The following is a 21,194-nucleotide window of genomic DNA, read 5'->3' on the forward strand; positions in this document are numbered from 1 at the left end:
GGCCAAGACAGAGAGGCGGAAGACCAGGATGGCTGCTTTGGACAAGGCCGACATGAAGAACGTCAAGGAGGGGGTCGACCAGGAGACGGTCGAGGCCGTCCAGTCGATGGCCGGCAAGTACAAGTACGGCTGGGATACCGAGATCGAGATGGATTACGCCCCGATGGGGCTGAGCGAAGAGATCGTCCGCCTGATCTCGGCCAAGAATGAAGAACCCGAATGGATGACCGAGTGGCGGTTGCAGGCCTTCCGCCGCTGGCAGCAGATGGAAGAGCCCGACTGGGCGATGGTCGACTATCCCGAGATCGACTTTCAGGCGCAGTATTACTACGCGCGCCCCAAGAGCATGGCGGAAAAGCCGAAATCGCTCGACGAGGTCGACCCCAAGCTGCTGGAGACCTACCAGAAGCTGGGCATTCCGCTGAAGGAACAGATGATCCTCGCGGGCGTCGAGGGCGCCGAGGCCGCGCCCGCCGAGGGCCGCAAGGTCGCGGTCGACGCGGTGTTCGATTCGGTGTCCGTCGGCACCACCTTCCAGAAGGAGCTGCAGGCGGCGGGCGTCATCTTCTGTTCGATCTCGGAAGCGATCCGCACCCACCCCGAGCTGGTGAAGAAATATCTGGGCTCGGTCGTGCCGCAGTCCGACAACTTCTATGCCACGCTCAATTCGGCGGTCTTCTCGGACGGCTCCTTCGTCTATGTGCCGCCGGGCGTGCGCTGCCCGATGGAGCTGTCGACCTATTTCCGGATCAATGCCGAGAATACCGGCCAGTTCGAACGGACGCTGATCATCGCCGACAAGGAGGCCTATGTCTCCTATCTGGAAGGCTGCACCGCGCCCCAGCGCGACACCGCGCAGCTGCACGCCGCCGTGGTGGAAATCGTGATCCTCGACGATGCCGAGGTGAAGTATTCGACCGTGCAGAACTGGTTCCCGGGCGACGAGAACGGCAAGGGCGGGATCTACAACTTCGTCACCAAGCGCGCCGATTGCCGGGGCCCGCGGTCCAAGGTGATGTGGACCCAGGTCGAGACCGGCTCTGCCGTGACCTGGAAATACCCCTCCTGCATCCTCAGGGGCGATGACAGCCAGGGCGAATTCTACTCGATCGCCATCACCAACAACTGGCAGCAGGCCGATACCGGCACCAAGATGGTGCATCTGGGCAAGAACACCCGGTCCCGGATCGTGTCCAAGGGGATCTCGGCGGGCCACGCCCAGAACACCTATCGCGGCCTCGTCAGCATGCATCCGAAGGCGAAGAACAGCCGAAACTACACCCAGTGCGACAGTTTGCTTATCGGCGACAAGTGCGGGGCGCACACCGTCCCCTATATCGAGGTGAGAAACAGCAGCTCGCGGGTGGAACACGAGGCCACCACCTCGAAAGTGGACGAGGACCAGCTTTTCTATTGCCGCTCGCGGGGCATGGATGAGGAGGAAGCCGTGGCCCTGGTGATCAACGGGTTCTGCAGGGACGTGCTGCAGGCGCTGCCGATGGAATTCGCCATGGAGGCGCAGCAGCTGGTGGCGATCAGCCTGGAAGGGTCGGTCGGGTGAACAGGCCGAAGACGATGGCCGCCTCCGGCGCGGGCCGCGGCACCGGTGCCGAGACCGGGCGCGCGGCGGCCGACCGCGGGCGCGGCCCGGAAGGACGGCGGCGGCTGCTGCCGCTTCCGTCGATCCCGGGCCATGGCGGGCGGCTGTTCCTGACCACGCGGATGCGGCTTCTGATCGTTGCCCAGGGGCTGATCTTCTACGCGTCGCTCCAGGACGAGGAAACCATCGACTGGCTCGGCACGCTGGTACCGCTCTCGAAAGGGCAGGCGGCGCTGGCAGAGGGTCTGCTGGGGCTCGTGCTCTTCAGCCTTTGGGGGCTTTGCATGATTGCCTGGATGCGCGTGGTCGCGCGCGACCGGCAGGACGGGAAATGAGGAAACACGCGACATGATCGTCACCACCACACCCTCGGTCGAGGGCCGCTCCATCATCGCCTATCACGGCGTCGTCGTCGGCGAGGCGATCCTGGGGGCCAACGTGTTCCGCGACATCTTCGCGGGCATCACCGACATCATCGGCGGCCGGTCCTCGGCCTACGAGGCCTCGCTGGGCGAGGCGCGCGAGACCGCGCTGGCCGAACTGGAACAACGGGCGCGAGCCATGGGCGGCAATGCCGTGGTCGGCGTCGATCTGGATTACGAAGTCATCAACAACATGCTGATGGTGTCGGCTTCGGGCACCGCCGTCACGTTGAGCTAAGGGATATCGACATGCTGGAAATCAAGAACCTGCACGCTTCGCTGGAAGAAGAGGGCAAGGAGATCCTGAAAGGCGTCAACCTGACCGTCGAGGCGGGCAAGGTGCATGCCATCATGGGGCCGAACGGGTCGGGCAAGTCGACGCTGTCCTATGTGCTGTCGGGCAAGGGCGGCTATGAGGTGACCGACGGTTCGGCCACGCTGGCCGGTGCCGACCTGCTGGCAATGGAAGCCGAGGAACGCGCCGCGGCCGGTCTGTTCCTCGCGTTCCAGTACCCGGTCGAGATCCCGGGCGTGGGCAACATGACCTTCCTCCGGACGGCCGTGAACGCCCAGCGCAAGGCCCGCGGCGAAGAGGAAATGGACGCCGCCACCTTCCTCAAGGAGGTGCGCGCCAAGGCAAAGGATCTGAAGATCGACGCCGAGATGCTGAAACGCCCGGTCAATATGGGTTTTTCGGGCGGCGAGAAGAAGCGCAACGAGATCCTGCAGATGGCGATGCTGGAACCGAAGATGTGCATCCTCGACGAAACCGACTCGGGGCTTGATGTGGATGCGATGAAGCTGGTGGCCGACGGGGTCAACGCGCTGCGCTCGCCCGACCGGGGCTTTCTGGTGATCACCCACTATCAGCGCCTGCTGGACCATATCGTGCCCGATGTCGTGCACATCATGGCGCGCGGCCAGATCATCAAGACCGGCGGTCCCGATCTCGCGCTCGAGGTCGAACGGAACGGCTATGCCGACATCCTGGCGGAGGTCGCGTGATGGGTCTGCCGCAGGCGAAACTGACCGCGACCGAGGCGCGGCTGGCCTCGCTGGCGATGCCGGTACAGGCGGGCTGGACGCGGCCCCTGCGCGAGGCGGCGCTGACCCGGGTGCAGGATCTGGGCCTGCCCGGGCGGCGCGACGAATACTGGCGCTTCACCCGGCCCGACGAGCTGATCTCGGCCGCGCCGGTGCCGGCGGCGGTGCTGCCGCCCGCCGAGAACGCCACCTTCGAGGACATCGACCGGCTGCGTCTCGTCTTCGTCGACGGGGTGTTCGACCCCGAGGCGTCCGACGATCCGGCGCTGGCCGGGCTTGAGATCACCCGTCTGGCCGAGGCCGAGGCGCAGGACATCTCCTGGGCGGCCGATCTTTACGGCGTGCTCGAGACCCGCGGCCAGAGCCCGGTGCCGCGTCCGCTGGCCGCGCTGAACACCGCCTTTGCCACCGATGGCGTGCTGATCCGCGCCACCGGCAAGGTCGAGAAGCCGGTGAACCTGGTCTATCGCCATTGCGACGAGACCTCGGACGCGATCCTGCATCACCTGATCCGGGTCGAACCCGGCGCCGATCTGACCGTGCTGGAAACCGGCCCGGCGGCGGCGCGGTTCAACAAGGTGATGGAGGTCGACGTGGCCGATGGCGGCGCCTTCCACCACGTGCGCAGCCAGGGCCGCGACCATGACCGCCGCGCCGCGACCCATATCTTTGCGCGGCTTGGCGAGGAGAGCATCTTCAAGTCCTTCACCCTGACCATGAACGGCGCGCTGACCCGCAACGAGGTGGTGATCGAGATGACCGGCGACAACGGCACCGCCCATGTCGCGGGCGCCTGCATGGGCGATGGCAGCTTCCACCACGACGACACCGTCTTCATCACCCATGACGCGCTGAACTGCGAAAGCCGTCAGGTGTTCAAGAAGGTGCTGAGGAAGGGTGCGACCGGCGTCTTCCAGGGCAAGATCCTCGTCAAGGCGGGCGCGCAGAAGACCGACGGCTACCAGATCTCGCAATCGCTGCTGCTGGACGAAGAGGCAAACTTCCTCGCCAAGCCGGAACTCGAGATCTATGCCGACGACGTGGCCTGTTCGCACGGCTCGACCTCGGGCGCGATCGACGAGGATGCGCTGTTCTACCTGCGCTCGCGCGGGGTGCCGAAGGCCGAGGCGCAGGACATGATGGTCCTGTCCTTCCTGGCCGAGGCCATCGAGGAGATCGAGGCCGAGGCCGTGCGCGACGAGGTCGTGGCCAGCCTTGCCGACTGGCTCGAACGGCACCGGAGGTAGGATGGCCGTCACCACCGAAATCGTCGCGACGTGGCGCGGACCGCGCGCCGCGCTGCGGCGGCAGTTGCGGATGGGTCCGCGCGAGGATCGCGCGCTGATCTATCTGATGATCGCCTGTTTCCTGATCTTCATCGGGCAATGGCCGCGCCTTGCGCGCGAGGCCTACATGACGCCCGAGGTGCCGCTGGAGGCGCTTCTGGGCGCGGCGCTGTTCGGCTGGATGGCGCTGGCGCCGCTGTTCTTCTACGGGCTCGCGGCGCTCAGCCACCTGATTGCGCGTGCGGTCGGGGGCAAGGGCAGCTGGTTCACCGCCCGGCTGGCGCTGTTCTGGACGCTGCTTTGCGTCTCGCCGCTCTGGCTTTTGCAGGGGCTGGTGGCGGGGTTCATCGGGGAAGGCCCGGCGCTGGCGCTGGTCTCGACCGTTCTTGCGGTTGCCTTTCTCGCGATTTGGCTCTTGTCTCTGGTCGAGGCCGAGGCGTAGGCCCGTGCCCGACGAGACGCAGGATAGCCCGATCATGACCGAACCCAGACCCTCCTTGCTGTTGCTGGCCCGCGACACCGTCACCGATCCGCGCGGCAGCGCGGTGCGCATCCTGTCGCTGGCCCCGCCGCGTGCCGTGCTGTGGGAGGCGCTGGCTCTGGTCGTGATCCTCAGCGTTCTGCTGACCGAGCTGGGCGAGCTGATCAGCCCGGCGCCGGTCGACCCGATGATGCCGGTCTTCATGCATTACCCGCTCGCGGCGGGGGCGGTGCAGGGGCTGCTTTTGGTCGTGACGGTGCATGCCATCGCCGGGATCGGCCGGGTCTTCGGCGGCACCGGGGATCTGGACGGTGCGCTGGCCCTGACCGTCTGGCTGCAGTTCGTCATGGCCTGCCTGCAGGTGGTGCAGCTTGTCTTCCTGATCGTGCTGCCGCCCGCCGCGGGCCTGGTGGGCATTTTCGGCATCGGCCTTTTCTTCTGGCTTCTCAGTCACTTTGTCGCCGTTCTTCACGGCTTTCCCTCGGTCCTGAAAACCTTCGCGATGATCGTCTTCTCGATGATCGGGATCGTCTTCGGGATGAGCCTGATCCTGTCGATCCTCGGTATCACCCTGACCGGAGCCATCCCCGATGTATGACGTGCACAAGATCCGTGCCGATTTTCCGATTCTCTCGCGTCAGGTGAACGGCAAGCCGCTGGTCTATCTCGACAACGGCGCCTCGGCGCAGAAGCCGCAGGCCGTGATCGACGCGGTGACGCAGGCCTATGCGATGGAATACGCGAACGTCCATCGCGGGCTGCATACGCTCTCGACCATCGCGACCGAGAAATACGAGGCGGTGCGCGGCATCATCGCGCGCTTCCTCGGTGCCGCCGACGCGGACGAGATCGTCTTCACCTCCGGCGCGACCGAGGGCATCAATCTGGTGTCCTATGCCTGGGCCGCGCCGCGCTTCGAACCCGGCGACGAGATCGTGCTGTCGGTGATGGAGCATCACGCCAATGTGGTGCCCTGGCATTTCCTGCGCGAACGGCAGGGGGCTGTGCTGAAATGGGTCGATGTCGATGGCAACGGCAATCTCGACCCGCAGGCGGTGATCGACGCCATCGGGCCCCGGACGAAGCTGGTCGCCGTCACCCAGATGTCGAACGTGCTGGGCACCGTGGTCGATGTGGCGGCCATCGTGAAGGGCGCCCACGAGAAGGGCGTGCCGGTGCTGGTCGACGGCTCGCAGGGCGCGGTGCATCAGCCTGTCAACGTGGATGTGCTGGGGGCCGATTTCTACGCCATCACCGGGCACAAGCTTTACGGTCCCTCGGCCTCGGGCGCGATCCACATCCGCAAGGAGCGGATGGCCGAGATGCGTCCGTTCATGGGCGGCGGCGACATGATCCGCGAGGTCCACAAGGACGGCATCCTGTATGCCGATCCGCCGATGCGCTTCGAGGCGGGCACCCCCGGGATCGTCCAGCAGATCGGGCTGGGCGTGGCGCTCGACTACATGATGGGCGTCGGGATGGAGGCCATTGCGGCCCATGAGAAGGCGATCACCGCCTATGCCATGGACCGGCTGACCGGGCTCAACTGGCTGCAGGTGCAGGGCAAGGCCGACCATCGCGGCGCGATCTTTTCCTTCACGCTGGAAGGCCCGGCGCATCCGCATGACATCTCGACCGTGCTTGACAAGAAGGGCGTCGCGGTCCGGGCGGGCCACCATTGCGCGGGGCCGCTGATGGACCATCTGGGCATCACGGCCACCTGCCGCGCCTCCTTCGCGATGTACAACACCACCGAAGAGGTCGACAGGCTGATCGAGGCGCTGGAACTCTGCCGCGACCTCTTTGCCTGACCGGGCGCCTGCCGGTCCTTTTCGTCTCCTCCTTCCCGTCCCGGCACCGCGCGCGTGTTTGACGCAGTGCCAAGGGCGGGGCCGCGCGCGAAACTTTCTTGCGCAATCACGAGGCCGTGACATCGGCCCGAGGAGGAGACCCCCATGCCCAGCGTCCGTTTTTTCAGCGGCGAGACCGTCCCGCTCGAGATGCACAAGGTCCGCGTCGTCCAGAAGCTGACCCTGCCCGATATCGACACGCGTCTCGCGGCGATCACCGCGGCGGGCAACAACACGTTCCTTCTGCAGAACAGGGACGTGTTCATGGACATGCTGACCGACAGCGGCGTCAACGCCATGAGCGACCGGCAGGTGGCCGCGATGATGGTGGCCGATGACAGCTATGCCGGATCGGCGACCTATACCCGGCTGGAAACCCGGCTGCGCGAGATTTTCGGGATGGAGTTCATCCTGCCGACCCATCAGGGTCGCGCCTGCGAGAACATCCTGTCGCAGGTGATGGTGACGCCGGGCTCGATCGTGCCGATGAACTATCACTTCACCACCACCAAGGCGCATATCGTGCTGAACGGCGGCAGCGTCGAGGAGATCATCCATGCCCGCGGGCTCGAGGTCACCTCGGACGAGCCGTTCAAGGGCGACATGGATGTCGCGGCGCTGGACCGGCTGGTGGCCGAACATGGCGCCGGGCGCATCGCCTTCGTCCGGGTCGAGGCGGGCACCAACCTGATCGGCGGCCAGCCGGTCTCGCTGGCGAACCTGCAGGAGGTGCGCGCGGCCTGCGACCGGCACGGGCTGACGCTGGTCTATGACGCAAGCCTGATGGCCGACAACCTCTACTTCCTCAAGACCCGCGAGGCCGCCTGCCGCGATCTGTCGATCCACGAGATCACCCGCAAGATCGCCGATCTGTGCGACGTGATCTATTTCTCGGCCCGCAAGCTCGGCTGTGCGCGCGGCGGCGCGATCTGCGTCCGCGACGAGGCGCTTTACAACCGGATGCGGGGGCTCGTGCCGCTTTACGAGGGCTTCCTGACCTATGGCGGCATGTCGGTGCGCGAGATCGAGGCGCTGACCGTCGGGCTAGAAGAGACCATGGACGAGGACATGATCTCGCAGGGGCCGCAATTCATCGCCTACATGGTGGGCGAACTCGACCGCCGCGGCATTCCGGTGATCACGCCGGCGGGCGGGCTTGGCTGTCATATCGACGTGATGCGCTTCCTCGATCACGTGCCGCAGCCGCAGTATTCGGCGGGGGCGCTGGCCTCGGCGCTGTACATCGCCTCGGGCGTGCGCGGGATGGAGCGCGGCACCCTGTCCGAACAGCGCGCCCCCGACGGCACCGAGCCGCTGGCCAATATGGAGCTGGTGCGGCTTGCCATGCCGCGCCGGGTCTTCACCCTGTCGCAGGTCAAATACGCCATCGACCGGATCGACTGGCTCTGGCAGAACCGCAGGCTGGTGGGCGGGCTGACCTTCGTCGAGGAACCCGAGATCCTGCGTTTCTTCTACGGCCGTCTCGCGCCGGTCTCGGACTGGCAGCAAAGGCTGGTGGCGCAGTTCAAGGCCGATTTCGGCGACAGCCTCTGAGGGCTGTCCCGGTCAGGCCTGGCAAAGCCGCCCGTCCGTCAGCACCGTGTCGCGCGCGGCCAGCGCGCGGCGCAGCCCGGCATCGTGGCTGATCACGATCAGCGCCATGCCGCGCGCCCGTGCCAGCGGCAACAGCGCCTGCCACAGATCGCGCGCCGCCAGCGCGTCAAGCTGGGCGGTGATCTCGTCGCAGATCAGCACCCGGGTCTCGGGCCGGATCATCCGCGCCAGCGACACCCGGGCCAGTTCGCCACCCGACAGCTCGCCGGGCAGGCGGCGGCTCCAGTCCGCACGGATGCCCAGCGCCGCGACCGCCCCGGCATCGGGCGGCCCGCCATTCTTCAGGATCTTCGCCACCGGCCAGCGCGGGTCGGTCGCGGCATCGGGCGACTGGGGCGCGTGCTGGACCGGGCAGGGCCCCCTGCCGGGAAGACCCGCGCCCTGCCAGCGGACGCGGCCGCCCTCGGGCCGTGTCCGGCCCGCAAGGATGCGCCCCAGCGTCGACTTGCCCGCGCCCGAGGCCCCGCCGATCCCCAGCACCTCGCCCGGGGCAAGGCGCAGCGACACGCCGCGCAGCACGTCGCGGCCGCCGAAGCCGTGGCGGATGTCCTCGGCGCTCAGCATGCCTCGGCCGACTCGGTTGCGGTCCAGGTCTGCGCGTCCCACAGCGCGCGGGTGAAGGGGTGGGTCAGCCCCTCGGGGAAGGCGGCGGCCGGGGCGGTCTCGACCGGGCGGCCCTCGCAAAGAACCGTCACGCGGGTCGTCGTCGCCACCAGCCGCGGCAGGTCGTGGCTGATGATGAGAACGCCGGTGCCCTCGGCGGCGAGCCCGCCCAGCAGCGCCATGATCCGGTCGGCCGCCCCGGGGTCGAGCCCCAGCGTCGGTTCGTCGGCGATCAGGGTTCCGGCCCCGGTCGCCAGCGCCGTCGCGATCAGGACCCGCTTGGCCATGCCGCCCGACAGCTCGTGCGGATAGGCGCGCAGGGCGGCCTCGGGCAGGCCGAGCCGTGCCATCAGCGCGGCCGGATCGGCGCGCCGCCCCGCAAGCCGCGCCAGCCGTGCGATCTGTGCGCCCGCCCGCGCCAGCGGATCGAGCGCCGTCACCGCTTGCGGCGCCAGAGCGATGCGGCCCGAGACCTCGATCCGGCCCGAAAGCTCGGCATTGCGGGGCAGGGTGCCGGTCAGCGCCTCGGCGATCAGGCTTTTCCCGGCTCCCGAGCCGCCGATCAGCCCCGCACAGTCGCCGGGCGCGACGGTGAGGCTGACACCCTCAAGCGGGCGGGTCAGGCGCCCGTCATGCTGGCGGAAGGCGACGGACAGGTCCTCGATGCGCAACATCAGGCCACCCCCTCGCTCGGGTCGGCCGCGCGCCGCAGCGCCTCGCCGAAACGTTCCACCGTCAGCGCGACCAGCATCAGACCGGCGCCCGGGAAGACCGCAACCCACCAGTGCCCGGCCATCAGCGCGCGCAGCGAGTCCGCCAGGATCACCCCGATCGAGGGCAGATGCGGCGGAATGCCGAGTCCGACGAAGGACAGCCCCGCCTCGTGCAGAACGGCATGCGGAAAGATCAGCACGAAGCCCGCCACGATCTGCGGGATCAGATGCGGTGCCAGATGATGGCGTGCGATCCAGACCGGCCCGCGCCCGAGCCCGCGCGAGATCGCGACATAGTCGGAGGCGGCGACCGTCTGCGCCTCGAGCCGCAGGACGCGGGTGAGCCGGGGCCAGTGGGTCAGCCCGACGCCCAGGATCACGCCCGCCATGCCGCCGCCCGCGGCATAGGCGATCAGCAGGATCAGCACGAAATGCGGCAGTCCCAGCGCCAGTTCGGTCGCGACCCCCACCAGCCGGTCGGCCAGTCGGTGCGAGGCGGCGGCAAGCCCGAACACGACCGCGACCGCCGTCGACAGCACCGCCGCGAACAGCCCGACCTTGATCGAGGTGGCCAGCGCCAGCGCGGTGCGCAGGGCCATGTCCCGCCCCAGACTGTCGGTGCCGAAGGGATGTGCAAGCGATGGGCCGAGATTTCGCGACAGCGCGCTGACGGGCGGGCCTTCGGGCGGCAGGGCAAGCGCCGCCCCCAGAAGGACGGCGACAAGCCCCAGCGCCAGCCCGCCCCGGATCAGCAGATCGCGGCGCACCGGCGCGGCAAAGGCCATGGCGGGGGCAGGGGCGGTCGTCATGCCTGCCTCAGCCTGGGGTCTAAAAGCCGCGCCGCGATATCGGCGGCGAGATTGCCCAGAAAGACCACGATCAGCGTGGCCAGTGCGATCCCCAGCAAGAGCGGCGCATCGGCGCCCAGCGCCGCGCGCACCGTCGCCTGCCCGAGACCCGGCCAGGCAAAGACCGTCTCGGCCAGAACCGACCCGCCGATCAGCTCGCCCGTGCCCGCCAGATGCACGGCCAGCGCCGGGCCCAGCGCATGGCGCAGCCCCGGCCTCCAGGCCAGCCAGCCGGGGCGCGCGCCATGGGCCGCCAGATGGCGCGCGGCGGGGCTTTCGAGAAAGGCCGCGGTGCGGGCGCGGCTATGCAGGATCAGCGGGCCGGTGCCCACCACCGACAGGGTCGCGGCGGGCAGGATCAGATGGCGCAGTCGCGCGGCCAGATCGGCCTCGTCGGCGGTCAGACCGGGCGGGGCCGCGCAACAGGAGGGCAGCCAGCCCAGCCCGACGGCGAAAAGCGCGATCAGCAAAAGCGCGACCCAGAAGCCGGGGCTTGCCGTCAGCACCACGGCAAAGCCCCGGATCGCCCGGTCGGGCCAGCGCCCGCGCGTCGCGGCGGCGGTCAGCCCGAGGCTCAGCCCCACCGCGAAGGACATCAGCAAGGCCAGCGCGATCAGCGTCAGCGAGGCCCCGGCGCGGCCCGTCAGCACTTGGGCGACGGGCGCGTTGAAGGTGATCGATCTGCCCAGATCGCCGCGCGCGATGTGACCGAGCCACAGCGCGAACCGTTCGGGCGCGGGCGCGTCGAGCCCCCAGGCTTCGGCGATGGCTGCGCGCTGGTCGGGGCCGACCTCGGCGACGCGGGCGCCGACATAGGACGTGATCGGGTCGACCGGGGCCAGCGAGACCAGCGTGAAAAGCCCCGCCATCGCCAGCGGCAGCAACCAGGCCAGCCGGATCAGCCGCTCGACCAGCAGCCGCCCGAGCCAGCCTGTCATTCGCAGGTCCAGCGCCACCCGGGCAGCCCTTGTGTGATCGGCCAGCCATGGCCATGCGGCTCGGTCTGGATCGGGCCGAGATCGAGGCAGTCGCTGACCCAGTAGGAATGGTCGATATTGATCAGCCAGGTCCAGGCCGCGTCGCCCTTCGCGCCAAAGCCGGTGGTCCCGTCCCATTGCGCGGCGCGCCATTCGGGCAGCGAGGCCTCGTAGCTTTCAGAGGCTTCGGCGGCGGCGAAATGGGCATCGACCGCCGGGTTTGCGTAAAAGCCCGGATTGTACCAGCCCCGGCCCGCAAGGCTGCTCTCATAAAGGTTGAAAACCTCCGACGGGTCGTGCGAGCCCCAGCCGAAGACCACCGGTTCGGAATGCATCAGCCGCCCGATCTCGTCCCAGCTCCGGCCGTCGGGGATCGCCCGGATACCGACCGGTTTCAGCGCCTCGGCGACCCCCAGCGCCAGCGCTTGCCGCACCGAATCCGAGGCGGGATAGACCAGCTGGAACTGCGCCTTCAGCCCGCCTTTCTCGCGCAGCCCGTCGCCATCGGCATCGGTCCAGCCCGCCGATTCCAGCGTGGCGCGCGCGGCATCCGGGCCGGTCTCGGACAGGCGGTCGGCGGGGTTGTCCCAGGGCAGCCCGTCGGCCGGGCCATGGGCGGGGGCGCCATGGCCGTTGACCGCCAGCGCCAGCAGCGCGGTCCGGTCCACCGCCTGATCGACCGCCACCCGGATGGCCCGGTCGGCGGTGACGTCATTGCCGATGGGGGCTCCTTCCGCGGTCGTGCCGCCCGCTGGACGCATCGGGAACATCACCCCGCGATTGTCGACGCTGGGCACATGCAGCACCTGCATCCCCTCTGGCGGGGCATCGGCCTCGGCCGGGGGTACGGCGACGATCTGCGCCGCGCCGGTGCGCGCCAGCGCCAGCCCCGCCGCCTCGGCCCCGAAGACGAAGGTCACGCGCGGAAACGGGATCTCGGGGCCGTGCCAGTAGGGGTTCGGCGCGACGATCAGCTGTTCGCCCTCGCGCCATTCGACCAGGCGGAACGGCCCGGCGCCGACCGGGTGGCGGGCGTAATCCGGCCCATAGGATGCCTTCGGCACGATCCCCAGCGTCGCCAGATCGCCGGTGAAGGTGATCTGCGGATGGCGGAGTTCCAGCTCGACGGTCAGCGGGCCGGTCGCGCGGGCCTCTTTCAGCACCTTGAGATCGGTCAGCCCGTCGCCGTCGCGTGCGGCGTTGAAGGTGAAGGCCACATCCTCGGCGCTCAGCCGCGTGCCGTCCGAGAAGCGGGCATCGTCGCGAAGCGTGATGGTCCAGGTCAGCCGGTCGTCCGACAGCGTCCAGCCCGTCGCAAGATCGCCCGCCAGCGACAGATCGGCCTCGCGCCGCAGGAGCGTTGCCTGAAACAGCGGGTTTCCGTAGCGGCCCCAGCCCATGATCGGGTCGAAACCGGTCTCGGGCTCGCCGCCCACCGCCAGCACCAAGGGCGGGGCCGCCTCGGCGGCCAGCGGCAGACTCAACGAAACGGCAAGGGCAAGGGAGGACAGGGGGCGCATGCGGACTCGGTATGATTTATGTGTTCGATATTCATACGACCGGAGGGGCGGGAATGCCAAGCGCGGTTCTGTCTCTTGTTCGCCCGGCTCTTGTTCGTGCGCGGCTTCGCGGGCAAAGTCGCCGCAAAGCGGGAGGGGCCCCATGCAGCGCATCACGATCACCATCGAGGACGACCTGCTTGAGGCGCTTGACGCCTTCATGGACCGGTCTGGCGCGTCGAACCGGTCCGAGGCCTTGCGCGACCTGATCCGCCGGGGGCTCGATCAGGATGCGCCAGAGGCGGCCGAATGCGTGGGCGTCGTGACCTATGCCATGGACCCGGCGCAGCGCGATCTGGGGCGGCTGGTGCCCGAAAGCCGCCAGCAGCACCACGACGCGGCCATCGCGGCGCTGTCGGTGCCGCTTGACCATCACGCGGCGGTCGAGGTGGCGGTGATGCGGGGCACGGTGGGCTCGGTCCAGGCCTATGCCAACAGCCTGTTCCTGCAACGCGGCGTGCGGCACGGACAGACCGTTCTGATCCCGGTGCGGACCGAGGTCGAGTTTCACCTGCATGGCGAGCGGGCGCATACCCACGATCACCTGCGGGTGCTGGACCGCTTCTGACCCCGGCGGCGGCGGGACCGGCCTAAAGCCTGAGCCGCCGCGCCCGGGCGCCGCCCCGGCGGCAAGGGCGCGGCAGGGCCAGATCCAGCGGCCGGGGCGGCATCGCGCGGATCTGCACCAGCAGGCGCCGGAACTCGTCCAGCGCGGCCGTGGCCGGACCCGGTGCCGCCTGCGCCTCGGCGGCGCGGGCGGCGGCGGGCAGATCGGCCCGGCCGGGCAGGCTGCCCAGCCACTGCATGAAGCCGAGCTGACCCAGCTCGCGCGCCCGTGCGCCCGTTTCGGGGCAGGCGGCAAGCCGCATCAGGACCATCTCCAGCATCGCCGGCAGACCGGCCCCGCCCGGAACCTCGTCACGAAAAACCGGGCCATGACGGCCCCCGATGTCATCCATCGCGGATCTCCTTGCCGGGGCACCCCGCCCGGGTTCGCACGCTTGGATGGCAGGTCTCCTGGCTTGCGGGTCATCGCCGCCCCGACCCTTCCCGGACCTGCGGGTCCAGTGGCCGTCTCGGGGGGCTCTCCGCCTACAGTTGCGGGGGCAGCCGCGGCTTTGCCGGTGGTTCCGGCGGACCGCGTTCCCTTTTCACCCGCGCAGCCGGCAAGGCCTGCGGGAACCATCGCCGCAAGCGGTACCCGGCGGGGCGGGCGGCTGTCAATGGCGCAGCGGGTCGTTCGGCAATGTGAAGCGGCCTCATAAAGATCCTGACAAACATGAATTGGACAGGAGCGGCCGAAGGCCATATCTGCCGTCCATGACCCAACCTGCGCCCCGCCCCGCCCGCCTTTCGCTGTCGCCCGTTTTCGAGACCCTTCGCACCGCCGCCGCCGAGCGCATCCTGGTGCTGGACGGGGCGATGGGCACCCAGATCCAGAAGCTCGGCCTGACCGAGGAGGATTTCACCGGTCCTGGCGGCGGTTGCGCCTGTCATCTGCACGGCGACAAGCCGCAAAAGGGCAACAACGACCTTCTGAACCTGACGAACCCCGACGTGATCGAAGAGATCCACTATCGCTATGCGTTGGTGGGTGCCGATATCGTCGAGACCAACACCTTTTCCTCGACCGCCATCGCCCAGGCCGATTACGGGCTGGAAGACAAGGTCTTCGCGCTGAACGAGGCGGGCGCGCGGCTGGCGCGCAAGGCGATGGACCGGGCCGAGGCCGAGGACGGGCGGCATCGCTTCGTCGCGGGCGCGCTGGGGCCGACCAACCGGACCGCCTCGATCAGCCCCGACGTGAACGATCCCGGCTACCGCGCCGTCACCTTCGACGATCTGCGCATCGCCTATGCCGAACAGCTGCACGGGCTGATCGCGGGCGGCATCGACCTGGTGCTGATCGAGACGATCTTCGACACGCTGAACGCCAAGGCCGCGATCTTCGCCTGCGAAGAGGTTTTTGCCGAAACCGGCCTGCGCCTGCCCGTTATGATCTCGGGCACCATCACCGACCTGTCGGGGCGCACGCTGTCGGGCCAGACGCCGACGGCCTTCTGGCATTCAGTGCGCCATGCCCGGCCGCTGACCGTCGGGCTGAACTGTGCGCTTGGCGCCGATGCGATGCGCCCGCATCTGGCGGAACTTTCGGCCGTGGCCGACACGCTGATCTGCGCCTATCCCAATGCGGGGCTCCCGAACGAGATGGGCGAGTACGACCAGACCCCCGACGAGATGGCGGCCCTGGTCGAGGGCTTCGCGACAGACGGGCTGGTCAATATCGTCGGCGGCTGCTGCGGCTCGACCTATGACCATATCGCGGCCGTGGCGAAGGCGGTCGAGGGGCATGCCCCGCGCAAGATCCCCGAGATCGCGCCGAAGATGCGGCTCTCGGGACTGGAACCCTTCACCCTGACCGACGACATCCCCTTCGTGAACGTGGGCGAGCGGACGAACGTCACCGGCTCTGCCCGGTTCCGCAAGCTGATCAAGGAGCAGGATTACGCCACCGCCCTCGATGTGGCGCGCGACCAGGTCGAGAACGGCGCCCAGATCATCGACGTCAACATGGACGAGGGGCTGATTGACAGCAAACAGGCGATGATCGACTTCCTGAACCTCGTCGCCGCCGAACCCGACATCGCCCGCGTGCCGGTGATGATCGACAGCTCGAAATGGGAGGTGATCGAGGCGGGCCTGAAATGCGTGCAGGGCAAGCCGGTCGTCAACTCGATCTCGATGAAGGAGGGCGAAGAGGCTTTCCTCGATCATGCGCGGCTGTGCCGGGCCTATGGTGCGGCGGTGATCGTGATGGCCTTCGACGAGAAGGGCCAGGCCGATACCGAGGACCGCAAGGTCGAGATCTGCGCCCGCGCCTACAAGCTGTTGACCGAAGAAGTCGGTTTTCCGCCCGAGGACATCATCTTCGACCCGAACGTCTTCGCCGTCGCGACCGGCATCGAGGAGCATGACAATTACGGCGTCGATTTCATCGAGGCCACGCGGCGGATCACGGCCGATTGCCCGCATGTCCATATCTCGGGCGGCGTGTCGAACCTGTCCTTCAGCTTCCGCGGCAACGAGCCCGTGCGCGAGGCGATGCATGCGGTGTTCCTGTACCACGCCATCCAGGCGGGGATGGATATGGGCATCGTCAATGCCGGTCAGCTGGCGGTCTATGACCAGATCGATCCCGAGCTGCGCGAGGCCTGCGAGGACGTGGTGCTGAACCGCCGCGCCGATGCGACCGAGCGGATGCTGGAGCTGGCCGAGAAATACCGCGGGCAGGGCGGGTCTCAGGCCCGCGAAAAGGACATGTCCTGGCGCGAGCTGCCGGTCGGGAAGCGGCTGGAACATGCTCTGGTCAACGGCATCACCGAATTCATCGAGGCCGATACCGAAGAGGCCCGGCTGGCGGCCGAGCGGCCTCTGCACGTGATCGAGGGCCCGCTGATGGCGGGGATGAACGTGGTGGGCGACCTTTTCGGGGCGGGCAAGATGTTCCTGCCGCAGGTGGTGAAATCGGCCCGCGTGATGAAACAGGCCGTGGCCGTGCTGCTGCCCCATATGGAGGCCGAAAAGGACGGCCGCCGCGAGGCTGCGGGCAAGGTGCTGATGGCGACCGTCAAGGGCGACGTCCATGACATCGGCAAGAATATCGTCGGCGTCGTGCTGGCCTGCAACAATTATGAAATCGTCGATCTGGGCGTCATGGTCCCGCCCGAGAAGATCATCGCCGCCGCGAAGGAGCACGCAGTCGACATCATCGGCCTGTCGGGGCTGATCACGCCCTCGCTGGACGAGATGGTTCACATGGCCTCCGAGATGCAGCGGCAGGGCTTCGACATTCCGCTGCTGATCGGGGGGGCCACGACCAGCAAGGTGCATACGGCTGTGAAGATCGCGCCGAACTACACGGCGGGGCAGGCGGTCTATGTGACCGATGCCAGCCGGGCGGTGGGCGTCGTGTCCGCGCTGCTGAGCGACAACCAGCGGTCGGGCTATGTCGAGGGCATCCGCGAGGAGTATCGCGAGATCGCCGAAAAGCATGCCCGCGGCGAGGCCGCCAAGAAGCGCCTGCCGCTCGTGGCCGCCCGCGCCAACCGGATCGCCATCGACTGGACGGGCTACACGCCGGCGAAGCCCTCCTTCCTCGGCACCAGGGTCTATGACCGCTGGGATCTGGCCGATCTGGCGGCGCATATCGACTGGACTCCGTTCTTCCACGCCTGGGACATGAAGGGCGTCTTTCCCCGCATCCTCGAGGACGAGGCCAAGGGCGAGGCGGCGCGGGCGCTTTACGACGATGCGCGGCGGATGCTCGACCGGATCGTGCAGGGCGACTGGTTCGCGCCGAAGGGCGTGGTGGGCTTCTGGCCCGCCAATGCGGTGGGCGACGATGTGCGGCTTTACACGGGCGAGGACCGCAAGGAAACGCTCGCCACCTTCCACACCCTGCGCCAGCAGACCGTCAAGCGACCGGGCGTGGCCAATGCGGCGCTGTCGGATTTCGTGGCGCCCGAAGGCACCGCGCCCGATTATCTGGGCGGCTTTGCGGTGACGGCGGGCTCCGAGGAAATCGCCATTGCCGAGCGCATGGCGGCCGAGCATGACGACTATGGCGCGATCATGGTCAAGGCGCTGGCCGACCGCATCGCCGAGGCCTTCGCCGAGCGCATGCATGCGGAAGTGCGCCGCAGCCTCTGGGGCTATGCACCCGATGAGACCTTCACCCCCGAAGAGCTGATCGCCGAGCCCTACAAGGGCATCCGCCCCGCGCCGGGCTACCCGGCCCAGCCCGACCATACCGAGAAGACGACGCTCTTCCGGCTGCTCGATGCGGAACGGGCCGTGGGCATCCGCCTGACGGAAAGCATGGCGATGTGGCCTGGGCCGTCGGTTTCGGGGCTTTATTTCGCCCATCCCGACAGCTTCTATTTCGGGGTCGGCAAGGTCGAGGCCGATCAGGTCGCCGATTATGCCGCGCGGAAGGGGATTGCGCTCGCCGAGGCCGAACGCCATCTGGCGCCGGTCCTGAACTACACGCCCGGCAAGGCCGGCGACGCGGCGGCGGCCTGAAGACAGGTGCCCGGCGGACCATGCCGGGCGTCAGGTCCGGTGCATCACCCGGGCCGTCAGGCTCGACAATGCCAGAGAGGCCAGTACGCAGAAGGTGAAGAGGTAAAGCCCCCAGGCGGTTTCGACCCGGCCGAGGCCCACCCCTTTCGCGACCACGACATAGATGGCGATCAGGAAGACATCGGCCATGGCGAGCTTGCCCATGACATGGATCGCGGGCAGCAGCCGGGGCGAGGCCAGATCGTACTGGACCAGCGCCAGCCCGACGGTCTTGGCATAGGGCGCGACCAGCGCCAGCAGCGTCACCAGCAGCGCGAGGAAGATATCGGCCTGCCAGAGCGAGGCCAGCCCCGACAGCACCGAGATTTCCGACATCCCGAACAGCGGCAGGAGCCCCGCGCGCAACAGTGGCGCGGCCCAGGCGATGGGGAAGAGGATCAGCAGCGCCAGATTGGCGAAGCGCAGCAGCCGCAGGGTCACGGCCGGACCGTCACCGCACCGCCTCGATGGGGCCTTCGGCGCGGCCATGGATGAACTGGTCGAGATAGGGATCGCCCGAGTGGTCCATGTCGGCGACCGGCCCGGTCCACTGGATCACGCCCCCATGCAGCATCGCCACGTCGTCGGCGATGGCCCGGACCGAGCTCATGTCATGGGTGATGGTCATGGCGGTCGCGCCCATCTCGACCACGATCTCGCGGATCAGCTCGTTGATGACGCCCGCCATGATCGGGTCGAGCCCGGTGGTGGGTTCGTCGAAGAAGATGATCTCGGGATCGGCGGCGATGGCGCGGGCCAGACCCACGCGTTTCTGCATGCCGCCCGACAGCTCGGCCGGGAACAGATCGGCGACCTCGGGTTTCAGCCCGACCCGGCGCAGCTTTTCGATGGCGATCTCGCGGGCCTCGGCCTTGGGCCGCTTGGTGGCGCCGCGCATCAGCCGGAAGGCCACGTTCTGCCAGACCGGCAGCGAATCGAACAGCGCGCCGCCCTGAAACAGCATCCCGAAGCGCGCCAGAAACGCCTCGCGTTCGGCGCGCGACGCATCCTCGCCCTCGATCAGGATCTGGCCAGCATCGGGCCGCACCAGCCCGAGGATGCATTTCAGCAGCACCGACTTGCCGGTGCCAGACCCGCCGATGATGACCATGCTTTCGCCCTTCGGGACGGTCAGCGTCACGCCCCTCAGGACATGGTTCCGGCCGAAGGCCTTGCGGATATCGCGAAGCTCGATCATGCGGCGAAGAACAGGGTTGTGAGAATGTAGTTGGCGGCCAGCACCAGAACCGAGGCGGCGACCACCGCCGATTTCGTGGCGGCCCCCACGCCCTGGGCGCCGCGGCCCGAATTCATGCCATAATAGCAGCCGACCAGCGCGATCAGGAAGCCGAAGGCCGCGCCCTTCACCAGACCCGAGGTCACGTCCCAGATTTCCAGATAATCGGCGGTGTTCTTCAGATAGGCGGCGGCGTTCAGCCCGAGGCTTTGGGTGCCCACCAGATAGCCGCCGAAGATGCCGATGGAATCGCCCACGGCGACCAGAACCGGCACGGTGACCGTCGCCGCCAGCACCCGGGGCACCGTCAGATAGCGCATCGGGTCGGTCGAAAGCGTGACCAGCGCGTCGATCTGCTCGGTCACCTTCATCGTGCCGATCTCGGCCGCGATCGAGGACGAGACCCGCGCGGCGACCATCAGGCCCGCCATCACCGGACCCAGTTCGCGCGCCATGCCGATGGCGACGATCGAGGGCACGACCTGGCCTGCATTGAAGCGCGAGCCGCCCTCGTAGATCTGCAATGCCAGCGCCGCGCCGGTGAAGACGGCGGTCAGCCCGACGACGGGCAGGCTGTTGTAGCCGATCACCCAGACCGCATGCCCGAATTCTCGAAAATAGAAGGGCGGGCGCACCATCGCGTAAAGCGTGGCCCCGAGATAGAGCGTGAGTCGCCCGAGCGCGGCCAGCCCGTCCAGCACCGCGCGACCGAGCGCGCCGACGGGGTTCAGCAGGATCATGTGCCCGCACCGCCGACATAGCGGCGGGCATAGCGGCGGCCGAGCGAGGTCATGATCTCGTAGCCGATGGTCCCGGCGGTGTCGGCGACCGCGTCCACCCCCTGTTCGGGGCAAAGCAGGTCAAGCGCGGGCGGAACCGTGCCCAGATGGGTGATGTCGGCGGTGATGAGGTCCATCGAGACCCGGCCGAGGATGGGGCAGGGCGTGCCCTCGAACCAGAGCTGGCCACGGTTCGACAGCGCCCGGTGCATGCCGTCGGCATAGCCCGCGGTCACGGTCGCGACCACGCGGCGCTCGGGCGCGGTAAAGGTGTAACCGTAGCCGATGCTTTCGCCGGGCTGCACCTCGCGGGTCTGGATCACCGGGAAGGACAGGCCCACGACCGGCTCGGCCTCGGGGAAGGGCAGCCCGCCATAGACGCCCATGCCGGGGCGGGTGACGTCGAAATGATAGTTGGGCCCCAGCAGAACGCCGCCCGTCGCGGAAAGCGAGCGCGGCACGGCGCAGCCGTCGGTCATCTCGCGGAAGGCGGTCAGTTGCTGAAGGTTCGCGGGGTGGCCGGGCTCGTCGGCGCAGGCGAGGTGGCTCATGATCAGGACCGGCCCCGCGGCCAGGACGATGTCGCGCACCGCCGCCCATTCGGCCGGTTCAAGACCCAGCCGGTTCATCCCCGTATCGAGCTGGATGCCGAAGGCACGACCCGGCAGGCCCTCCATGTGGCGGGTCAGCTGGTCGACCGAGTTCAGCATCGGCACCAGGTCGAGATCGCCGATCATGTCGGTATCGCCCGCCATATGGCCCGAGAACACGCAGATCTGCGGCCCCGGTCCCAGCGCGTTGCGGATCTGGGCGCCTTCCTCGGCGGCGGCGACGAAAAAGCGCCGGGCGCCGGCCTGGGCCAGCACGCGGGCCACGCGGTCGCCGCCCAGCCCGTAGCCGTCGGCCTTGACGACCGCCCCCGTTTCCACGCCCGCTCCGCTTGCGCGGTCGAGCGCCTTCCAGTTGCGCGCGAGCGCGTCGAGATCGATCGTGAGTGTACCGGTAGCCATGGCCGCTGTTGTGCCACGCGCGCGGGCCGCGTCAAGAGCCGAATGGCCCG

Annotated in this window: 21 protein-coding genes and 1 riboswitch; of the genes, 11 read left to right on the plus strand and 10 right to left on the minus strand. The window is 68.3% G+C overall.

Annotated elements, in window-relative coordinates; all coding sequences use genetic code 11:
• Positions 1–28: 28 nt before the first annotated feature.
• The 9 genes from sufB (at position 29) to DSD19_RS03730 (ending at position 8,237) form a co-directional block, all read left to right on the plus strand.
• Positions 29–1,561: a Fe-S cluster assembly protein SufB gene (sufB, locus tag DSD19_RS03690; RefSeq protein WP_113668564.1), complete on the plus strand. Its 1,533-nt coding sequence runs from the start codon at positions 29–31 to the stop codon at positions 1,559–1,561.
• A complete protein-coding gene (locus DSD19_RS03695) occupies positions 1,558–1,935 on the plus strand; it encodes a hypothetical protein (RefSeq protein WP_075785720.1) in 378 nt (125 codons plus the stop codon). Before sufB ends, DSD19_RS03695 begins: the two co-directional genes overlap by 4 nt.
• A 13-nt stretch (positions 1,936–1,948) precedes the next feature.
• Complete coding sequence (locus tag DSD19_RS03700) at positions 1,949–2,260, plus strand: heavy metal-binding domain-containing protein (protein WP_075785721.1); 312 nt, start codon at positions 1,949–1,951, stop codon at positions 2,258–2,260.
• A gap of 11 nt (positions 2,261–2,271) precedes the next feature.
• A complete protein-coding gene (gene sufC / locus DSD19_RS03705) occupies positions 2,272–3,027 on the plus strand; it encodes a Fe-S cluster assembly ATPase SufC (RefSeq protein WP_075785722.1) in 756 nt (251 codons plus the stop codon).
• Entirely contained in the window at positions 3,027–4,313 is a 1,287-nt protein-coding gene (gene sufD / locus DSD19_RS03710; protein WP_113668566.1) for a Fe-S cluster assembly protein SufD, read from the plus strand. The genes sufC and sufD overlap by 1 nt, the downstream gene beginning before the upstream one ends.
• Position 4,314: 1 nt before the next feature.
• Positions 4,315–4,794: a YIP1 family protein gene (locus DSD19_RS03715; protein ID WP_075785724.1), complete on the plus strand. Its 480-nt coding sequence runs from the start codon at positions 4,315–4,317 to the stop codon at positions 4,792–4,794.
• A 34-nt stretch (positions 4,795–4,828) separates the two neighbouring features.
• A complete protein-coding gene (locus DSD19_RS03720; RefSeq protein ID WP_113668567.1) occupies positions 4,829–5,431 on the plus strand; it encodes a Yip1 family protein in 603 nt (200 codons plus the stop codon).
• On the plus strand, positions 5,424–6,644 hold the full coding sequence (locus DSD19_RS03725) for a cysteine desulfurase (RefSeq protein ID WP_113668568.1): 1,221 nt from the start codon (positions 5,424–5,426) through the stop codon (positions 6,642–6,644). The genes DSD19_RS03720 and DSD19_RS03725 overlap by 8 nt, the downstream gene beginning before the upstream one ends.
• Before the next feature lie 144 nt (positions 6,645–6,788).
• Positions 6,789–8,237, plus strand: a complete 1,449-nt coding sequence (locus DSD19_RS03730) for a tryptophanase (protein ID WP_113668569.1) — start codon at positions 6,789–6,791, stop codon at positions 8,235–8,237.
• 12 nt (positions 8,238–8,249) lie between these two features.
• On the opposite strand, the gene DSD19_RS03735 is transcribed toward DSD19_RS03730, so the two are convergent.
• From DSD19_RS03735 to DSD19_RS03755, 5 genes are read right to left on the minus strand one after another with little or no spacing between them, the layout of a single operon-like run.
• Positions 8,250–8,861, minus strand: a complete 612-nt coding sequence (locus tag DSD19_RS03735) for an ATP-binding cassette domain-containing protein (RefSeq protein ID WP_113668570.1) — start codon at positions 8,859–8,861, stop codon at positions 8,250–8,252.
• Complete coding sequence (locus DSD19_RS03740; protein WP_113668571.1) at positions 8,855–9,574, minus strand: ATP-binding cassette domain-containing protein; 720 nt, start codon at positions 9,572–9,574, stop codon at positions 8,855–8,857. Before DSD19_RS03740 ends, DSD19_RS03735 begins: the two co-directional genes overlap by 7 nt.
• Positions 9,574–10,422 carry an ABC transporter permease gene (locus DSD19_RS03745; protein ID WP_113668572.1) on the minus strand — a complete coding sequence of 283 codons (849 nt, stop codon included), beginning with the start codon at positions 10,420–10,422 and terminating at the stop codon, positions 9,574–9,576. The genes DSD19_RS03740 and DSD19_RS03745 overlap by 1 nt, the downstream gene beginning before the upstream one ends.
• Entirely contained in the window at positions 10,419–11,399 is a 981-nt protein-coding gene (locus tag DSD19_RS03750; protein WP_113668767.1) for an ABC transporter permease, read from the minus strand. Before DSD19_RS03750 ends, DSD19_RS03745 begins: the two co-directional genes overlap by 4 nt.
• On the minus strand, positions 11,396–12,958 hold the full coding sequence (locus tag DSD19_RS03755; RefSeq protein ID WP_113668573.1) for an ABC transporter substrate-binding protein: 1,563 nt from the start codon (positions 12,956–12,958) through the stop codon (positions 11,396–11,398). The genes DSD19_RS03750 and DSD19_RS03755 overlap by 4 nt, the downstream gene beginning before the upstream one ends.
• Positions 12,959–13,100: 142 nt before the next feature.
• Here DSD19_RS03755 and nikR point away from each other — a divergent pair, with 142 nt between their 5' ends.
• A complete protein-coding gene (nikR, locus tag DSD19_RS03760; protein ID WP_075787564.1) occupies positions 13,101–13,565 on the plus strand; it encodes a nickel-responsive transcriptional regulator NikR in 465 nt (154 codons plus the stop codon).
• A 22-nt stretch (positions 13,566–13,587) separates the two neighbouring features.
• Here the strand turns inward: nikR and DSD19_RS03765 are convergent, their stop codons facing one another.
• Entirely contained in the window at positions 13,588–13,956 is a 369-nt protein-coding gene (locus DSD19_RS03765) for a hypothetical protein (protein ID WP_113668574.1), read from the minus strand.
• Positions 13,957–13,986: 30 nt separating this feature from the next.
• Positions 13,987–14,199: riboswitch (cobalamin riboswitch) on the minus strand.
• Positions 14,200–14,317: 118 nt separating this feature from the next.
• On the opposite strand from DSD19_RS03765, the gene metH reads away from it, so the two are divergent.
• Positions 14,318–18,079 (plus strand): methionine synthase, encoded by a 3,762-nt coding sequence (metH, locus tag DSD19_RS03770; protein WP_113668575.1) that lies wholly within the window; start codon positions 14,318–14,320, stop codon positions 18,077–18,079.
• A 30-nt stretch (positions 18,080–18,109) separates the two neighbouring features.
• On the opposite strand, the gene DSD19_RS03775 is transcribed toward metH, so the two are convergent.
• The 4 genes from DSD19_RS03775 to alr are packed head-to-tail and all read right to left on the minus strand — an operon-like array spanning position 18,110 to position 21,144.
• On the minus strand, positions 18,110–18,547 hold the full coding sequence (locus DSD19_RS03775; RefSeq protein ID WP_207802417.1) for a paraquat-inducible protein A: 438 nt from the start codon (positions 18,545–18,547) through the stop codon (positions 18,110–18,112).
• A gap of 22 nt (positions 18,548–18,569) precedes the next feature.
• On the minus strand, positions 18,570–19,316 hold the full coding sequence (locus DSD19_RS03780) for an ABC transporter ATP-binding protein (RefSeq protein ID WP_075785735.1): 747 nt from the start codon (positions 19,314–19,316) through the stop codon (positions 18,570–18,572).
• A complete protein-coding gene (locus DSD19_RS03785) occupies positions 19,313–20,095 on the minus strand; it encodes an ABC transporter permease (protein ID WP_081382109.1) in 783 nt (260 codons plus the stop codon). Before DSD19_RS03785 ends, DSD19_RS03780 begins: the two co-directional genes overlap by 4 nt.
• Positions 20,092–21,144: an alanine racemase gene (gene alr / locus DSD19_RS03790; RefSeq protein WP_075785736.1), complete on the minus strand. Its 1,053-nt coding sequence runs from the start codon at positions 21,142–21,144 to the stop codon at positions 20,092–20,094. The genes DSD19_RS03785 and alr overlap by 4 nt, the downstream gene beginning before the upstream one ends.
• Positions 21,145–21,194 lie beyond the last annotated feature (50 nt).

The organism is Rhodovulum sp. BSW8 (assembly GCF_003314725.1).
Taxonomy (GTDB): Bacteria; Pseudomonadota; Alphaproteobacteria; order Rhodobacterales; family Rhodobacteraceae; genus Rhodovulum; species Rhodovulum visakhapatnamense.

What these genes read in the sequence shown, in the direction of transcription:
- sufB (WP_113668564.1), top strand. Translation starts at nt 29, where the DNA reads ATGGCTGCTTTGGACAAGGCCGACATGAAGAACGTCAAGGAGGGGGTC.
- DSD19_RS03700 (WP_075785721.1), top strand. Translation starts at nt 1,949, where the DNA reads ATGATCGTCACCACCACACCCTCGGTCGAGGGCCGCTCCATCATCGCC.
- sufC (WP_075785722.1), top strand. Translation starts at nt 2,272, where the DNA reads ATGCTGGAAATCAAGAACCTGCACGCTTCGCTGGAAGAAGAGGGCAAG.
- sufD (WP_113668566.1), top strand. Translation starts at nt 3,027, where the DNA reads ATGGGTCTGCCGCAGGCGAAACTGACCGCGACCGAGGCGCGGCTGGCC.
- DSD19_RS03715 (WP_075785724.1), top strand. Translation starts at nt 4,315, where the DNA reads ATGGCCGTCACCACCGAAATCGTCGCGACGTGGCGCGGACCGCGCGCC.
- DSD19_RS03720 (WP_113668567.1), top strand. Translation starts at nt 4,829, where the DNA reads ATGACCGAACCCAGACCCTCCTTGCTGTTGCTGGCCCGCGACACCGTC.
- DSD19_RS03725 (WP_113668568.1), top strand. Translation starts at nt 5,424, where the DNA reads ATGTATGACGTGCACAAGATCCGTGCCGATTTTCCGATTCTCTCGCGT.
- DSD19_RS03730 (WP_113668569.1), top strand. Translation starts at nt 6,789, where the DNA reads ATGCCCAGCGTCCGTTTTTTCAGCGGCGAGACCGTCCCGCTCGAGATG.
- DSD19_RS03735 (WP_113668570.1), bottom strand. Translation starts at nt 8,861, where the DNA reads ATGCTGAGCGCCGAGGACATCCGCCACGGCTTCGGCGGCCGCGACGTG.
- DSD19_RS03740 (WP_113668571.1), bottom strand. Translation starts at nt 9,574, where the DNA reads ATGTTGCGCATCGAGGACCTGTCCGTCGCCTTCCGCCAGCATGACGGG.
- DSD19_RS03745 (WP_113668572.1), bottom strand. Translation starts at nt 10,422, where the DNA reads ATGACGACCGCCCCTGCCCCCGCCATGGCCTTTGCCGCGCCGGTGCGC.
- DSD19_RS03750 (WP_113668767.1), bottom strand. Translation starts at nt 11,399, where the DNA reads ATGACAGGCTGGCTCGGGCGGCTGCTGGTCGAGCGGCTGATCCGGCTG.
- DSD19_RS03755 (WP_113668573.1), bottom strand. Translation starts at nt 12,958, where the DNA reads ATGCGCCCCCTGTCCTCCCTTGCCCTTGCCGTTTCGTTGAGTCTGCCG.
- nikR (WP_075787564.1), top strand. Translation starts at nt 13,101, where the DNA reads ATGCAGCGCATCACGATCACCATCGAGGACGACCTGCTTGAGGCGCTT.
- DSD19_RS03765 (WP_113668574.1), bottom strand. Translation starts at nt 13,956, where the DNA reads ATGGATGACATCGGGGGCCGTCATGGCCCGGTTTTTCGTGACGAGGTT.
- metH (WP_113668575.1), top strand. Translation starts at nt 14,318, where the DNA reads ATGACCCAACCTGCGCCCCGCCCCGCCCGCCTTTCGCTGTCGCCCGTT.
- DSD19_RS03780 (WP_075785735.1), bottom strand. Translation starts at nt 19,316, where the DNA reads ATGATCGAGCTTCGCGATATCCGCAAGGCCTTCGGCCGGAACCATGTC.
- DSD19_RS03785 (WP_081382109.1), bottom strand. Translation starts at nt 20,095, where the DNA reads ATGATCCTGCTGAACCCCGTCGGCGCGCTCGGTCGCGCGGTGCTGGAC.
- alr (WP_075785736.1), bottom strand. Translation starts at nt 21,144, where the DNA reads ATGGCTACCGGTACACTCACGATCGATCTCGACGCGCTCGCGCGCAAC.